The organism is Streptomyces sp. NRRL F-525, from assembly GCF_000716605.1.
GTDB lineage: Bacteria > Actinomycetota > Actinomycetes > Streptomycetales > Streptomycetaceae > Streptomyces.
The window spans coordinates 147,409-162,734 of sequence record NZ_JNXE01000011.1 but is presented as its reverse complement, the minus strand read 5'-3'; the positions used below and the strand labels follow the sequence as shown (position 1 = coordinate 162,734).

At 71.9% G+C, this 15,326-nt stretch carries 15 protein-coding genes; 5 read left to right on the top strand and 10 right to left on the bottom strand.

The genetic code is table 11. From position 1 onward, the window contains the following. Positions 1 to 762 (top strand): TioE family transcriptional regulator, encoded by a 762-nt coding sequence (locus OO69_RS18240; RefSeq protein ID WP_033281726.1) that lies wholly within the window; start codon positions 1 to 3, stop codon positions 760 to 762. On the opposite strand, the gene OO69_RS18235 is transcribed toward OO69_RS18240, so the two are convergent. After that, positions 759 to 1,691 carry an adenosine kinase gene (locus OO69_RS18235; RefSeq protein ID WP_033281725.1) on the bottom strand — a complete coding sequence of 311 codons (933 nt, stop codon included), beginning with the start codon at positions 1,689 to 1,691 and terminating at the stop codon, positions 759 to 761. The genes OO69_RS18240 and OO69_RS18235 overlap by 4 nt on opposite strands. Before the next feature lie 72 nt (positions 1,692 to 1,763). Beyond that, a complete protein-coding gene (locus OO69_RS18230; RefSeq protein WP_033281724.1) occupies positions 1,764 to 2,243 on the bottom strand; it encodes a macro domain-containing protein in 480 nt (159 codons plus the stop codon). An 80-nt stretch (positions 2,244 to 2,323) separates the two neighbouring features. Between OO69_RS18230 and OO69_RS18225 the strand changes: the two genes are divergently transcribed. Then, the gene (locus OO69_RS18225) at positions 2,324 to 3,055 is read left to right on the top strand and encodes a MerR family transcriptional regulator (protein ID WP_033281723.1); all 732 of its coding nucleotides are present in this window, start codon (positions 2,324 to 2,326) and stop codon (positions 3,053 to 3,055) included. 19 nt (positions 3,056 to 3,074) lie between these two features. Here the strand turns inward: OO69_RS18225 and OO69_RS18220 are convergent, their stop codons facing one another. The 4 genes from OO69_RS18220 to OO69_RS18205 form a co-directional block, all read right to left on the bottom strand. Then, the gene (locus tag OO69_RS18220) at positions 3,075 to 5,267 is read right to left on the bottom strand and encodes a 3-hydroxyacyl-CoA dehydrogenase NAD-binding domain-containing protein (protein ID WP_033281722.1); all 2,193 of its coding nucleotides are present in this window, start codon (positions 5,265 to 5,267) and stop codon (positions 3,075 to 3,077) included. 40 nt (positions 5,268 to 5,307) lie between these two features. Then, complete coding sequence (locus tag OO69_RS18215; RefSeq protein ID WP_033281721.1) at positions 5,308 to 6,522, bottom strand: acetyl-CoA C-acetyltransferase; 1,215 nt, start codon at positions 6,520 to 6,522, stop codon at positions 5,308 to 5,310. 11 nt (positions 6,523 to 6,533) lie between these two features. Continuing rightward, positions 6,534 to 7,700, bottom strand: a complete 1,167-nt coding sequence (locus tag OO69_RS18210; RefSeq protein ID WP_199810973.1) for a CaiB/BaiF CoA transferase family protein — start codon at positions 7,698 to 7,700, stop codon at positions 6,534 to 6,536. 110 nt (positions 7,701 to 7,810) lie between these two features. After that, on the bottom strand, positions 7,811 to 8,206 hold the full coding sequence (locus OO69_RS18205) for an MmcQ/YjbR family DNA-binding protein (protein WP_033281720.1): 396 nt from the start codon (positions 8,204 to 8,206) through the stop codon (positions 7,811 to 7,813). Between the two features lie 91 nt (positions 8,207 to 8,297). Between OO69_RS18205 and OO69_RS18200 the strand changes: the two genes are divergently transcribed. Next, positions 8,298 to 9,476 (top strand): saccharopine dehydrogenase family protein, encoded by a 1,179-nt coding sequence (locus OO69_RS18200; protein WP_033281719.1) that lies wholly within the window; start codon positions 8,298 to 8,300, stop codon positions 9,474 to 9,476. Between the two features lie 268 nt (positions 9,477 to 9,744). On the opposite strand, the gene mmpA is transcribed toward OO69_RS18200, so the two are convergent. The 3 genes from mmpA to OO69_RS18190 form a co-directional block, all read right to left on the bottom strand. Beyond that, positions 9,745 to 9,882 (bottom strand): morphogenic membrane protein MmpA, encoded by a 138-nt coding sequence (gene mmpA, locus OO69_RS52500; RefSeq protein ID WP_199810979.1) that lies wholly within the window; start codon positions 9,880 to 9,882, stop codon positions 9,745 to 9,747. An 87-nt stretch (positions 9,883 to 9,969) separates the two neighbouring features. After that, positions 9,970 to 10,659, bottom strand: coding sequence for an endonuclease V (locus OO69_RS18195; RefSeq protein WP_033281718.1), 690 nt, complete (start codon positions 10,657 to 10,659; stop codon positions 9,970 to 9,972). Positions 10,660 to 10,730: 71 nt separating this feature from the next. Then, positions 10,731 to 11,825, bottom strand: coding sequence for a WD40/YVTN/BNR-like repeat-containing protein (locus OO69_RS18190; RefSeq protein WP_420707887.1), 1,095 nt, complete (start codon positions 11,823 to 11,825; stop codon positions 10,731 to 10,733). 240 nt (positions 11,826 to 12,065) lie between these two features. Here OO69_RS18190 and OO69_RS18185 point away from each other — a divergent pair, with 240 nt between their 5' ends. Beyond that, positions 12,066 to 12,482, top strand: a complete 417-nt coding sequence (locus tag OO69_RS18185; RefSeq protein ID WP_033281717.1) for an SsgA family sporulation/cell division regulator — start codon at positions 12,066 to 12,068, stop codon at positions 12,480 to 12,482. Between the two features lies 1 nt (position 12,483). On the opposite strand, the gene OO69_RS18180 is transcribed toward OO69_RS18185, so the two are convergent. Next, on the bottom strand, positions 12,484 to 13,317 hold the full coding sequence (locus tag OO69_RS18180) for an isocitrate lyase/PEP mutase family protein (RefSeq protein ID WP_033281716.1): 834 nt from the start codon (positions 13,315 to 13,317) through the stop codon (positions 12,484 to 12,486). 338 nt (positions 13,318 to 13,655) lie between these two features. Between OO69_RS18180 and OO69_RS18175 the strand changes: the two genes are divergently transcribed. Further along, positions 13,656 to 15,275, top strand: coding sequence for an ABC-F family ATP-binding cassette domain-containing protein (locus OO69_RS18175; RefSeq protein ID WP_033281715.1), 1,620 nt, complete (start codon positions 13,656 to 13,658; stop codon positions 15,273 to 15,275). Positions 15,276 to 15,326: the final 51 nt, after the last annotated feature.

Genomic DNA, 15,326 nt, shown 5'->3' with positions numbered 1-15,326 from the left:
GTGAAGCGAAACCCTCAAAGCGTGGGTCGGCTGCGGCCCGTCGACCTGGCGCGCCGGCACGGTCTGTCGACGCAGGCGGTCCGCAACTACGAAGCGGCCGGGATCCTTCCGCCCGCCGACCGCACCGCGCACGGCTACCGCACCTACACACCCCGGCACGCTCAGGCCCTGCACGCGTTTCTCGCGCTCATGCCGGGACACGGCCACCAGACGGCGACGGCGATCATGCAGGCGGTCAACCGTGACGCCGTCGAGGACGCGCTTCGGCTCATCGACGAAAGCCATGCACAGCTTCTCGACGACCGCCGTACCCTCCAGGCCGTCGAGGCCGCCCTCCGCGACCTCCGGCCCGTGCCGGAGGAACGCGGCGACACGTTCGTCGGCCCACTGGCGAGAAGGCTCGGCATCCGCCCGGCCACCCTGCGCGCCTGGGAGCGCGCCGGCCTGGTCCAGCCGCGCCGCGACCCGCGGACGGGCTACCGGGTCTACGGCCCCGCCGACGTGCGCGACGCCCTGCTGGCCCACCAACTCAGGCGGGGCGGCTACCTGCTCGAACAGGTCGCCCCGCTGATCGCCCAGGTCCGTTCCGCCGGCGGCGTCGCACCGCTGGAGTCGACGCTTCGGGACTGGCAGGCCCGCCTCTCGGCCCGCGGCCGTGCCCTGCTCACCGGCGCCGCCGCACTGGACGCCTACCTCGGCGATCCACCGGTGCCCGGAGACGGGGCAAGCACCCGCACCACCCTCTCCTCGACCGCGGACTAGTGCGACGCACCTGCCGTCGAGGCCTCCAACTCCGCTACCTGTACGAGGAGTTCGTCCCGGCCGATCGCGTCGATCTCCGTCGACGGCACCGTGCACGCGTACGCCCCGGCGACCGCGCCGTACCGGGCGCATCGCTGCGGGGGCTCTCCGCTCAGCCGGCCGAAGAGGAACGCGGAGGCGAAGGCGTCGCCCGCGCCGTTGGAGTCGACGACCGGCTTCCGGGGCGTGACGGTCGGGATGTGGGTCACCTCGTCGTCGGCCAGCAGATACGCACCCTCCGCTCCGGCCGTGGCGACGACCAGCTCGGCCCGGCCCCGCTCGGCGATGCCGCGCATCGTGCGCTCGGGGTCGCCGGTCAGCGCGGTGGTGGACAGGAAGACGATGTCGGCCGCGAGGGCGAACTCCTCCTGGTACGGGTTCTCGCCGTCCCAGTTGTGCAGGTCCGTCGAGATCGTCGTGCCGGACTCGCGCAGCAGCGGGAGGGTTTGGGCGCAGGGCTGGGTGATGGAGACGTGGGCGTGGCGGCTCCTCGTGGCGAGGGCGCGGACCGCGGGTTCCGGGAGGCGGTCGTCGGGGTGGGCGCGGGTCGCGTCGTAGAGGGAGAGGCGCCGGCCGTCGGGCCCCACGAGGTTGACCGCGCGCTTGGTGCCCGCGGGCTGCGGGACCTCGGTGAGCGGGATGCCGTGGTCGCGGTGCAGCGCGCGGACCAGGTCGCCCTCGGGGTCGGCGCCGAGCGTGTCGAGGTGGTGGGTGCGCAGGCCCAGCGCGCTGAGCCCGAGGGCCACGAAGTCGCCGGTCTGGCCGGCGCGGGTGCGGATGCCGGGGTCGATCATGTAGCTGTCGGCGTACGGGAGCGGCAGTTCGGGGACGTGGACGATGGTGTCCACGCCGGCGCCGCCGAGGACGAGGACGTCGATGTCACGACTCATGGCTCACGGCCTTCCTGCAGTTGCGCAAGATTCTGCAACTCCTTTCAGCCTGGGGCAAGTTGGGGCGGGGGATCATTCCCCGTGGTCGTACACCGTCACCGCGATCCCCCGGCGCACCAGCCGCTCGGTGATCATCGGTTCGACCCGTGACCACTTGCCGCCCGCGAGGCCGCACCCGATGCGGGGCATGTGGACCGACGCACCGAGCTCGGCCGCGCGCTCGGCCAGCAGGCCCAACGCCGTGCCGATCGCCTCGTAGCGCACCGGCACGCCCTTGCTGCCCGTGCGTATCCCGCGCTGGCCGATCATGTTGGCCACCCACACCTGGCGCTTCACCTGGACGAGTTGGACCGCGCCCAGGCCGAAGTCGTTGGCCGCGCGGTCCCGGTGCCACGCCCTGTACGCCTTCTCCGGCTCCGGCCAGCGGCGCGACACCGCCAGCACGAAGCCCTTTCCCCAGCCCCCGATGTCGTTGCAGACATGCGCGATCACCTTGACGCCCTTGACCGACGGAACGGTCGCGTCACCCCGGACATAGCTGATCTCCCCCATGCCGACCACCGTAGACGGCACCACTGACAATGGCCCCGACGTGGTTTCACAGCGTTGGTGAGACAGCGATACTGCTGCACATGACGACCGATGCCGAGACCGACACCGCCGCCGAGGAGCCGACGCTCACGATCGACGAACTGGCCGCGCGGGCCGGTACCACGGTCCGCACGGTCCGGTTCTACAGCACCAAGGGGCTGCTCCCGCCGCCGGTGATCGGGGCACGGCGGGTCGGGCACTACGGGCAGGAGCACCTGTCCCGGCTCGCGCTGATCGAGGAGCTGCAGCACCAGGGCATGACGCTCGCGGCGATCGAGCGCTACCTGGGCCAACTGCCGCCGGACCTGAGCGCGCACGACCTCGCGATCCACCGCGCGGTGGTGGCCTCGTGGGCGCCGGACGCCGTGGAGACCCTGGACCGCGCGGAGTTGGAGCGGCGGGCGGGCCGGGCGCTCGCCGAGGAGGACATCGAACGGCTGGTGGCGATGGACGTGATCGCCCTCGACGACGGCGCCTTCCGCGTCGACTCCGGTCTGCTGCGGCTGGGTGTACGACTGCTCGACGTACCGGTGTCGCAGGAGGCGATCCTCGCGTCCCGGAACGTGCTGATCGAGCACTCCCGCGCGGCGGCCCACGAGTTGTCACAGGTGTTCCGCGGGGAGGTCTCCCAACGGGCCGCGCAGGACGTGAAGTCGCTGTCCGCGCACATGCAACCCCTGGTCGTGCAGGCCCTTCTGACGACCTTTCAGCGGTCGCTGCGCGAGGAACTCCGCGAGTGGCTCAGGGAGTCGCCGGAGGACCGGGACAGCTGAGCCACTCGCGGCACGTGCCTCAGCGCGCGTCGCTGAAGCGCTCCCCCTTCTCCGCCTTGTCGACGAGCAGCGCGGGCGGCGTGAACCGCTCCCCGTAGCGCTCGGCGAGCGCACGCGCGCGTGCCACGAAGCCGGGCAGGCCGCCCTCGTAGCCGTTGATGTACTGCAGGACGCCACCCGTCCAGCCGGGGAAGCCGATCCCGAAGATGGACCCGATGTTGGCGTCCGCCACGGACGTCAGCACGCCCTCCTCCAGGAGCTTGACCGTGTCGAGCGCCTCGGAGAACAGCATGCGTTCCTGCATGTCCTTGAAGGGCACGGTCTCGGAGGGGCTCTCGGCGCCCACGCGCGTGAAGTGCTCGCGCAGGCCCGGCCACAGCCCGGCGCGCTTGCCGTTCTCGTCGTAGTCGTAGAACCCCGCGCCGCCGCTGCGCCCGGTACGGCCGAACTCGTCGACCATGCGGTCGATGACGGCCTCGGCGGGGTGACCGGGCCAGGTGCCGCCCGCCTCCTCCACCGCCCGCTTGGACTCGTTGCGGATCTTGCGCGGCAACGTGAGCGTCAACTCGTCCATCAGGGAAAGGACCTTGGCCGGGTAGCCGGCCTGCGCGGCGGCCTGCTCGATCGACGCTGGCTCGATGCCCTCGCCGACCATCGCGACGCCCTCGTTGATGAACTGCCCGATCACCCGTGAGGTGAAGAAGCCACGCGAGTCGTTGACGACGATCGGTGTCTTCTTGATCTGCCGGACCAGGTCGAAGGCGCGGGCAAGCGCCTCGTCGCCGGTGCGCTCGCCCTTGATGATCTCGACGAGGGGCATCTTGTCGACCGGCGAGAAGAAGTGCAGCCCGATGAAGTCGACCTGCCGCTCCACGCCTTCGGCGAGGGCGGTGATCGGGAGGGTGGAGGTGTTGGAACACAGCAGCGCGTCGGGCTCGACGATGTGCTGGATCTCCTGGAACACCTTGTGCTTGAGCGAGGTGTCCTCGAAGACGGCCTCGATCACCGCATCGCAGCCCGCGAGTTGCTGCGGGTCGGCGGTGGCGGTGATGCGCGCGAGCAGCGCGTCCGCCTTCTCCTGTGTCGTACGACCGCGGGAAACGGCCTTGGCGCAGAGCTTCTCGGAGTACGCCTTGCCCTTGGCCGCCGCCTCCTCGGTCACGTCCTTGAGGACGACGTCGATGCCCGCGCGGGCGCACGAGTACGCGATGCCGGCGCCCATCATCCCGGCGCCGAGGACGGCGACCTTGCGGACCGGGCGGGAGGGGATGCCCTGGGGGCGGTTGGCGCCGGAGTTGACGGCCTGGAGGTCGAAGAAGAACGCCTGGATCATGTTCTTCGAGGTCTGGCCGACCGCCAGCTCGACGAAGTAGCGGGTCTCGATGACCTGGGCGGTCTCGAAGTCGACCTGGGCACCCTCGACGGCGGCGGCGAGGATGTTGCGCGGCGCCGGATAGGGCGCGCCGTTGGTCTGCTTGCGCAGGCTCGCCGGGAACGCGGGCAGGTTGGCCGCGAACTTGGGGTTCGCCGGGGTGCCGCCCGGGATGCGGTAGCCGGGCTTGTCCCAGGGCTGCTGCGATTCGGGGTTGGCGTCGATGAAGGCACGGGCCTTGGCGATCAACTCGTCCGGGGTGGTGGCCACTTCCTGGACGAGGCCGTTCTCCTGAGCACGCCGCGGGCTGTACTGGGTGCCCTGGAGAAGCACCTTCAGCAGGGCGTCCGCGATGCCCAACAGCCGTACCGTACGGACGACTCCGCCGCCTCCGGGGAGCAGGCCGAGGGTGACCTCCGGGCAGCCGATCTTCGAGCCGGGCGCGTCGAGGGCGACCCGGTGGTGGCAGGCGAGGGCGATCTCGTAACCGCCGCCCAGGGCCGCGCCGTTGATCGCGGCGACGACCGGCTTGCCGAGGGTCTCGATGCGGCGCAGGTTCCGCTTGATGGCGAGGCCGCCGTCGAAGAACTCCTGGGCGGTGTCCGGGGTGACGCGGATGAGGTCGCGCAGGTCGCCGCCGGCGAAGAAGGTCTTCTTGGCGGAGGTGAAGATGATGCCGCGGATGGAGTCCCGCTCGGCCTCCAGGCGGTCGGCGATCGCGGTGAGGGAGGCGCGGAAGGCCGCGTTCATGGTGTTCGCGGACTGGTCCGGGTCGTCGAGGACGAGGGTGACGACGCCGGTGTCGTCCTGTTCCCAGCGGATGGTGGTGCTCTCGGTCATGAGGGGTTCTCCGTAGAAGTCTCTGCTGCCGCTGGGGTGTTCAGACGCGCTCGACGATGGTGGCGATGCCCATGCCGCCGCCGACGCACAGCGTGGCGAGGCCGTAGCGCTTGTCCTGGCGCTCCAGTTCGTCGACGAGCGTGCCGAGGATGATCGCGCCGGTGGCGCCGAGCGGGTGGCCCAGCGCGATCGCGCCGCCGTTGACGTTGACCTTGTCCAGGGACAGGCCCATGTCGCGTACGAAGCGCAGGACGACCGCGGCGAAGGCCTCGTTGATCTCGACGAGGTCGATGTCGTCGATGGTCAGCCCGGCCTTGGCGAGGGCCTTGCGGGTGGCGGGCGCGGGCCCGGTGAGCATGATGGTCGGCTCGGAGCCGGAGACGGCGGCGGAGACGATCCGCGCGCGCGGGGTGAGGCCGTAGCGGTCGCCGACCTCCTTGGAGCCGATGGCGACGAGGGAGGCGCCGTCGACGATGCCGGAGGAGTTGCCCGCGTGGTGGACGTGGTCGATCTTCTCGACCCAGTGGTACTTCTGCAGGGCCACGGCGTCGAAGCCGCCGAGTTCGCCGATGTCCGCGAAGGACGGCTTCAGCCGGGCGAGCGAGTCGGCGGTGGTGCCGGGGCGCAGGTGCTCGTCCTGGTCGAGGACGACCAGGCCGCTGCGGTCCCGCACCGGGACGACGGACCGCCCGAAGCGGCCCTCCTTCCACGCGGTGGCCGCCCGCTCCTGCGAGAGCGCCGCGTACTCGTCCACGTCGCGCCGCGAGAATCCCTCGATCGTGGCGATCAGGTCGGCGCCGATGCCCTGGGGCACGAAGTTGACGGCGAGGTTCGTCATCGGGTCGTTGAACCAGGCGCCGCCGTCCGAGGCCATCGGCACCCGGGACATCGACTCGACACCGCCGGCGAGGATGAGATCCTCCCAGCCCGAACGCACCTTGGCGGCGGCCATGTTGACGGCTTCGAGACCCGAGGCACAGAAGCGGTTCTCCTGCACTCCGGCCACCGTGTCCGGCAGTCCGGCGGCCACGGCGGCGATCCGGGCGATGTCGGAACCCTGGTCGCCGACCGGGCCGACGACCCCGAGGACGATGTCGTCGATCGCGGCCGGGTCCAGGTCCGGGAAGCGGTCACGGAGTTCGTGGATGAGCCCGACGACCAGGTCGATGGGCTTCGTGCCGTGCAGGGATCCATTCGCCTTGCCGCGCCCGCGCGGGGTGCGGATCGCGTCGTAGACATACGCTTCGGTGCTCACTGACAAGCCTTTCAATGAGGGTTTTCGACAGCTCGATGAAGATCTTCTACGGCGTCGACGAGTCCGGGGACGTCCCAGTCGCGGGCCACGCCGGAGGTGTCGGCGCCCGGCAGGGCCGGCCCGCCGCGCACCGAGGTGGGCGTCGCGGAGAACCGGGGTGCGGGCGCGGGCTGGGTGATCCCGCCGTGCTCGGTGAACGTGCCGCGCGCGGCGAGATGCGGATGGTGCGGGGCCTCGCGCAGCGACAGCACGGGCGCCACGCACGCGTCCGTGCCCGCGAAGACGGCGGTCCACTCATCCCGTGTACGGCTCCGGAAGCGGGCCGCGACCGCCTCGCGCAGTTCGCCCCAACGGGTCCAGTCCCGGCGGGCGTCGGCGAAGTCGGCGAGGCCGAGCAGGCGCGTGAACTCGTCGTAGAACCGCGGCTCCAGGGCGCCCACCGCCATGTGCCTGCCATCGGCGGTCTCGTAGGTGCCGTAGTACGGGCAGCCGCCGTCGAGGAGGTTGGCGGCGCGCCGGTCCTGCCAGCTGCCGGCAGCGAGCATGCCGTGGATCATCGCGGAGAGGTGGGCTGTGCCGTCGACGATGGCCGCGTCGACGACCTGGCCGGTGCCGGTCACGCGCGCGTGGTGCAGGGCGGCGAGGACGCCGACGACGAGGTAGAGCGCGCCGCCCGCGTAGTCGCCGAGCAGGTTGGCGGGGGCGGGCGGGGGCTCCCCGGGGCTGCCGATCATGCCGAGGGTGCCGGTCAGCGCGATGTACGCGATGTCGTGCCCGGCACGCTCGGCGAGGGGGCCGTCCTGGCCCCAGCCGGTCATCCGGCCGTAGACGAGCCGGGGGTTGCGGGCGAGGCAGGGCCCGGGGCCCACGCTGAGGCGCTCGGTGACGCCCGGGCGGTTGCCCTCGATGAGGATCTCGGCGCGGGCGACGAGGTCGAGCACGCGCGCGGGGCCGTCGGGCGCCTTCAGGTCGACGAGGACCGAGCGCTTGTTGCGGTTGGTGACGTCGTACTCGGGGGCGACGCCGAGTGCGGGACCGCCGGGCCGGTCGACGCGGACGACGTCGGCGCCCAGGTCGGCGAGGAGCATGGCCGCGAAGGGGCCGGGGCCGATCCCGGCCAGCTCGACCACGCGCACGCCGGAGAGCGGGCCGTGCCCGGGCGTCGTTGCCGCTGTCATCCAGCCCCCAGCTTTGACACAACTGATGTAACACCAGTGATGGTAAGAACATGTTCCACTCAACACAAGGCCTGGGCGAGCAAGCGCTTAGCCAAGTTACCCGGCGTTAGTCACGGCCGGCTGCGGCCCTGCTCGTCCAGCTCGGCTATCAGGCGCTTCGGGGCGATCACGCGATAGCTCTCCTCCACCCAGTCGCACAGCAGCTCGGCGGCCGGGGCGCCCTGCTCGGCGAGCGGGACGCGCACCCAGCCGGCCTTGCCGAGGCCGTAGCCGGCGGGCTCGGCGCCGGGCGAGGTGAGCGCGTGGGCGTGGACCGCGTCGTCCGTGAGTTTGACCGTCATGGCGAGCGGATAGCTGCCGTCGTCGACACCGAGGAAGACAAAGACCTTCTTGTTGACCTTCGCGACGGTCTCGCCCCAGGGGAACTCCTCAGTGGCACCCGGCAGCCCAAGGGCGAACTCACGTACTTTCGCCCGCTTCTTCAGGGCGTTCCTGTCCACGGCCACCTGCTACCTCCGGGCTCGTCGTCGGGCTCCGCACTCTTCACGCTAGCCTCAGCCACCGACAGCGGCACGGGCTGCGGGATCCAGGAGTGTCATGAGCAGGCTGAACAGGACGGACCGTCCCTACGACATCGTGCTCTTCGGGGCCACGGGCTTCGTCGGCGTGCTCACCGCCGAGTATCTCGCCGCGCACGCGCCCAAGGGTCTGCGCTGGGCGATCGCCGGCCGCGACGAACTCAAACTGAAGCGCCTGCGCGAACGGCTCCCCGCCGGCACGTCGGTGGGCGTGCTCCGGGCCGACGTCTCCGACCCGGCCTCCCTGCGCGAACTCGCCGAGCACGCGCGCGTGGTGGCCACGACGGTCGGCCCCTACGTCACCTACGGCGAGGATCTCGTCGCCGCCTGCGCGGAGGCCGGAACGGACTATCTCGACCTCAGCGGGGAGCCGGAGTTCGTCGACCTGACGTACGTCCGCCACGACGCACGCGCGCGTGAGACCGGCGCACGGCTGGTGCACTGCGCGGGCTTCGACTCGATCCCGCACGACCTGGGGGCGTACTTCACGGTGCAGCAGCTGCCGGAAGGGGTGCCCCTGACGGTGGACGGCTTCGTGACCGCCGACGCGATGTTCTCCGGCGGCACGTTCGCCACGGCGCTGACCCAACTCGGGCGCGGCCGACAGGTGTTGGCCGCCGCCCGGGAACGGCGCCGCCACGAACCGCGCCTTGTGGGCCGCCGGGCCGGCGCGCCCATGGGGGCGCCGCGGTTCGCCGGGGAGATCGGCTCCTGGGCGGTGCCTCTGCCGACCATCGACCCGCAGGTCGTCCAACGATCCGCGAGGGCCCTGGACCGCTACGGCCCCGACTTCCGCTACCGCCACTACGCGGCCGTACGCCACCTCCCCGTGGCGCTCGGCGGGGTCACGGCGGTCGGCGCCCTGGCCACGGCCGCCCAACTCCCGCCCGCCCGGCGCTGGTTGTCCGACCGCCTCAAGCCCGGCGACGGACCGAGCCCGGAGAAGCGCGCGAAGAGCTGGTTCTCCGTGAAGTTCGTCGGCGAGGGCGGCGGCCACCGGGTCTTCACGGAGGTCGCGGGCGGCGACCCCGGTTACGACGAGACGGCGAAGATGTTCGCCGAGTCGGCCCTCTCCCTCGCCCTCGACCAACTCCCGCCCACAGCAGGCCAGGTGACGACGGCGGTGGCGATGGGCGACGCTCTCATCACGCGGCTGCGCGGCGCGGGCATCACGTTCCGGGTGGCCGCGAGCCGGTAAGCGTGCCCGCCCGTCCTTGAACACGCGAGCCCGCCGGGTCCCGTACTGGCCGCCCCCACAAGGGAGTTCGAACGGACCCTCGGAATGGGATACGATGGATCATGAGCCGGTCGCCGGAACACCCGGAGTCTGGTCGCGCGTCGGTAGTCCAAGGAAAGACGCCCCGCTTCCTGCGGGGAGATGTAGGTGCAAGGCCTGCCCGGCGCTCAAGTCCGAGCCCCACACCGTCAGTTGCGGTGTGGGGCTCGCTCGTTCCCCCACCGTCGCCTCACGGCCACAGCGTGTAGATCATCCCGCCGATCCAGGCGAGGCCCGCCGCCACGGACAGGACGAGCGCGACCATCACGGCACGCTCGACGGGCTGGCTCGGGTGGGCAACGGGCTTCGGGGAACGGTGGGTTGTCATGCGGGACAGCCTGCCGATCACGCGGGCGCGGCCACATCCGTACACGTACTCAGATCAGGTACTCAGAACCCGACTCGCCCCAGGCGCTCACTCGGTCGCCTCCCGCAGCGCCCGTCGGCACAGCGCGTCCGCCCTGCGCGTCGTCTCCGGGAGGCGGTACTCCGGGGTCAACGCCAGCGTGTGGGCACAGGCGTTGTCCAGGGTCACCCGGTGGCCCACGGAGACGAACACCGGCTTCACGCCCTCCCGGGTGCGCAGCGCGCGGCCGACCTCGTCGGCGTCCGCGCGGAGCGGCGACGAGGAGCCACGCGGGGTGCCCGGATCGTCGTACGTGAACGTGAAGGGGTTCTTGGCGACGCCGATCGTGGGCAGGCCGGTGAGGACGCCGAGGTGGCTGGCGAGGCCGAAGCGGCGGGGGTGGGCGAGGCCGTAGCCGTCGCACACGACCAGGCCCGGCGGGCAGGGCAGGGCCTCCAACGCGGCCAGCACCGTGGGGATCTCGCGGAAGGCCAACAGCCCCGGCACATACGGGAAGGAGACCCGGCCGACGGCAGTCGCCTCGGCGACGACGGTGAGGTCCGCCGCGTCCAGGACGACGGCCGCGGCCACGACCACGTCGCGCTCGTCGTCGTAGGCGACATCAACTCCCGTGACATGCCCGGTCCTTGGCGGCGGCCCCGGTTCGTCGGTCACCACCCGCTCCCGCAACTCGTCCTGGACGGCGCGGGCTTGCTCCTCGGTCGCGGGCCAGCCCGCGGGAATGTCTACGGTCGTCATGGTGAAGCCGAGCGTACGGGGATCCTGGCGGCGCGAAGAAACGGCGGGGGCCGTACCGCCCCCGCCCTGCCTCAGTCCTCCAGCCGTGCCACGCGGCCCTTCTCCCCCGCTGCCCAGCAGCCCAGGTCCGCCGCGCAGTCGACCGTGTCGTACGAGCCGGTGTCGACCGTCTTCCAGGTTCGGCCGGCGTCGGTCGTGACGTCCGTGCCCGTGGGGCCGACCGCGAGGGCCGTGCCGCGGCTGCGGGGCAGCCAGGTGACGCCGGAGCGGTAGGCGGGCGGCGGGATCGTGGCGGAGCGCCAGGTGCGGCCGCCGTCGCCGGTGACGGCCGCCGCCTGGGGTGACGGGGCGCCCGCGTTGAAGTCGCCGCCGACCGCGAGGCCGTGCGTACGGTCGCGGAAGGCGAGGGCGAACACCCCGCGCGCGGGGTCACCGGCCGGGATCGGCGTGTCGGTCGCCGTCCAGGTGAGGCCGCGGTCCGCGGAGTGCAGGACACGCGCGCGTGCACCCCCGCCGGTGGCCAGCCAGACGTCACGGGGCCCGGAACTCACCAGGCACTGACCGCTCGCCGCGAAGCCCGCCTCGCCGTCGAGCGCGGCCGGCATCCCGGTGTTGGGCAGCACCTTCCAGGAGCGGCCCCCGTCGCCGGTGGACAGGATGCGGAACTTGCCGTCCACCGGGTCGCTCATCGCGAGGCCGTGGCGGCTGTCGAAGAAGGTCATGCAGTCGTAGAAGGCGTTCGCGTCGGTGTTGCGGAAGGACTCCGTCCAGGTCGCTCCGGCGTCGTCGGTGCGGTAGACGCGGGACGTCTCGCCCTCGCCGATCGCCAGGACCACCGCGCGGCGCGCGTCGAACGCCTCGATGTCCCGGAACTGGAGGTCGGCGGTGCCGGGCGGCGAGACGTTCCGCCAGCTCGCCCCGCCGTCGGTCGTGCGCAGCACCGTGCCCGCGGTCCCGGCCACCCACGCGGTGTTCCGGCTGACCGCCGACAGCCCCCGGAACCGCACGTCGGCGGCCCCGCTGTCCTTGAGCTCCCAGTGCGGAGCCCGGTGCGCCGTCTCCCGCGCCTGCGCCGGTACGGCGGTCAGCGCGGCCAGCGCCGCCCCGCACGCCATGGCCACGGCCACGTTCCGGTACGTACGTCCCACCCGTCGCGTCTTCCCCATGCGCCTCATGGCGGGCGAAGCTAGCCCACTCCCCGGAGGCCGTCCAGATGCCCGCGCCCGCCTTGGGCGCATATGGGCGGCGGTGACAGAGGTCACTCGAAATTCATGTGCACGGATCGGCCCGTTCCGGCGTCTCTTCCAGTGCGGACCCATCCACTCGGGGGTCCGCTCCGGAATCTTTTCAGGAGACCGTCCGGCCTTCACCGCAGCAGCACCGCCGTCACACAAGGGAGCAAGGCGTTGTCCATCGTCATCGAGCAGCCCGTAGAGGCCCGTCTCGTCGCCGCCGCACCGCGGATGCCGAGCATTCCCGCCACCCTGCACTACGACCGGCGGGACCCCTTCGCCGTCCGGATGACCTTCCCGGCGCCGGCCACCCTGGAGGGCGTCGAGGTCTGCTGGACCTTCGCCCGCGAACTCCTCGCGGCCGGTCTGCACGGCGCCGAGGGCCATGGCGACGTCCGGGTGCGGCCCTACGGCTTCGACCGCACCGTCCTGGAGTTCCACGCCCCCGAGGGGACGGCCGTCGTGCACGTCCACTCGTCCGAGATACGCCGCTTCCTGCAGGCCACCGGCGAGCTGGTGCCCGTCGGTCTCGAACACCTCCAGCTCGACCTGGACCACGACCTCGCCGAGCTGATGCGGGACGCCTGCTGAGCTAGTTCCCCCGTGCCAGCAGGGAGTTGAGCTCGCCGTAGCCGATCCCTCCCGTCTGCGCGCCGTAGGTACCCGTGTCCAGCAGCTCCCGCGCGGCACGGCGGACCACGGCGTACGCGGCCGCCGCGATGCTGGAGCCCGCGCTCACGCGCGCGACGCCCAGCGCGGCCAGTTCGGCGACCGGCGGTGCGCCGGGGCCGACCAGCACATTGAGCGGCGCCTCGATCCCGTCGGCGAGTTCCTTGACCGTGCCCGGTTCGACGGCCCCGGGGACGAAGATCCCGTCGGCGCCCGCGGCCCGGAACGCGGCGGCCCGCTCCAGGGTCGCGTCCACTCCCCCGGCGCCCCGCAGAAACGTGTCGATGCGCGCGTTGACGAACAGCGGCACGCCCTCCGCGTCGGCGGCCTCACGCGCGGCGGCGATGCGCTCGGCCTGCTCGGCGACCGGACGCAGGACGCCCTCACCGCCGTAGAGCGCGTCCTCGATGTTCACCCCCACCGCGCCCGCCGCGAGCACGGCGCGGACGGTGTCGGCGACGCCCGCCGCGTCCTTCGCGAAGCCGCTCTCGATGTCGGCGCTCACCGGCACGCCGACGCTCGCGGTGATGCGGGCGACCGCCTCCAGGGCCCGCTCCCGGTCCAGCCGGTCGCCGTCCGCGACGCCGAGGGCCCAGGTGAGGCCCGCGCTGGTGGTCGCCACGGCGGACGCGCCCGCGTCCTCGACGATGCGGGCGCTCGCCGCGTCCCAGGCGTTCGGGAGGACCAGCGGACGTCCCGGCACATGCAGCGCGCGGAAGGCCAGAGCCCGGTCACGGAGGGTGTTCTGGTTCGTCATGCGCCCCACTCAAGCAGGCTCCGGCGCGCTCTGGCTGGCAGGAATCCGACATGGGCGTGCGGGTCGTGGGCTCCCGTTTAATGCGTTGACAGCCCCCCGAGGCCGTTCGTAGCGTTGCCCTTGCTTCTGTTGCCGTCGATCGGAGTAGGACGTTGCTCGTCTGAGGTTCTGAGACACCGCGTCACACACCCCTGAGGTGTGTCCGCCGTGTACGACCTCGGCGTCCGAGCCGTCCTCCGGAACAGGGCCTTTCCCTCTGTCCCCGGGACCAGTCTCCCGCCTCGCGGTGTCTCGATACGCGCCCGCCCCTGACCGCGTCGAGCAACCACGAGGCCCGCATGCATATCTCCGTCACCTGTACGTCCCTCTCCTTCGCCTGGCCCGACGGGACCTCCGTCTTCGAGGACCTGGACGCCGCCTTCGGACCCGGCAGAACCGGGCTCGTCGGTGTCAACGGATCGGGGAAGTCAACCCTGTTGAAGCTGATCGCCCGTCAACTCGCCCCGGCCGACGGCACCGTGCGCGTCGCGGGCGAGGTCGGCTACCTCCCGCAGAACGTCACGTTGGACACCGCCCTGCGTGTCGACGAGACGCTCGGCATCGCCGCCCGACGCGCCGCCCTGCACGCCATCGAGGCCGGTGACGCGGCCGAGGAGCACTTCGAGACACTCGGCGACGACTGGGACGTAGAGGAAAGGGCGATCGCCACACTCGGCGAACTCGGCCTGGGACACATCGACTTGGACCGCACCATCGGCGAGGTCTCGGGCGGCGAGTCCGTACTCCTGCGGCTGGCCGCGCTGTTGCTCGGACGGCCGGACGTCCTGCTCCTCGACGAGCCGACGAACAACCTCGACCTGTACGCCCGCAGGCGGCTGTACTCGGCCGTCGCGTCCTGGCCGGGAGTGATGATCGTGGTCAGCCACGACCGTGAACTCCTCGACCTCGTCGACCAGATCGCCGATCTGCGCTCCGGCGGGATCACCTGGTACGGCGGCAACTACTCCGCCTACGAGGAGGCCCTCAGCACCGAACAGGACGCCGCGACACGGATGGTGCGCGTCGCCGAGGCGGACCTCCGCAAGCAGAAGCGCGAACTGTCCGACGCCCAGGTCAAGTTGGCCCGGCGCAAGAAGTACGGGCAGAAGATGTTCGAGCAGAAGCGCGAGCCGAAGATCGTCATGGGCGCGCGCAGACGGGCCGCGCAGGAGTCCGCGGGCAAGCACCGCATCCTGCACGAGGAGCGGCTCGCCGACGCGAAGGAACGGCTCGACGAGGCGGTGGAGGCCGTACGGGACGACGACGAGATCCGCGTCGAACTGCCGTACACGGCCGTACCGCCGGGCCGTCAGGTCCTGACCCTCATGGACCTGGAACTCGCGTACGGCGCGCGGGCGGGCGGCCTCGATCTGCGCGGGCCGGAGCGGATCGCGCTGATCGGGCGCAACGGCGCGGGCAAGACGACGCTGCTGCGGACGATCGCCGGGGAGCTGGAGCCGGTGGCGGGCGAGGCGGCGGCGCATGTCCCGCTGCGCTTCCTGCCGCAGCGGCTCGACGTCCTCGACGGTGAGCTGACAGTGGCGGAGAACGTGGCGCGGTTCGCGCCGGGCGCCACCAACAACCGGGTCCGGGCGCGGCTTGCCCGCTTCCTGTTCCGGGGTGCCCGCGCCGACCAGCAGGCGGCGACCCTGTCCGGCGGCGAGCGCTTCCGGGCGGCGCTGGCCGCGCTGATGCTCGCGGAGCCCGCCCCGCAGCTGCTGATGCTGGACGAGCCGACGAACAACCTCGACATGGCGAGCGTGCGGCAGCTGACCTCGGCGCTGGAGTCGTACGAAGGGGCGTTGATCGTGGCCAGTCACGACGTGCCGTTCCTCGAATCGATCGGCATCACGCGCTGGCTGCTGCTGGACGGGGAGCTGCGGACGATCACGCCGGAGGAGGTGGAACACCCGGCCTGAGGTCTTCGGCAGCCCCTCCTGAGGCGTTCGGCGCGCATCTCAGGAGGGCCA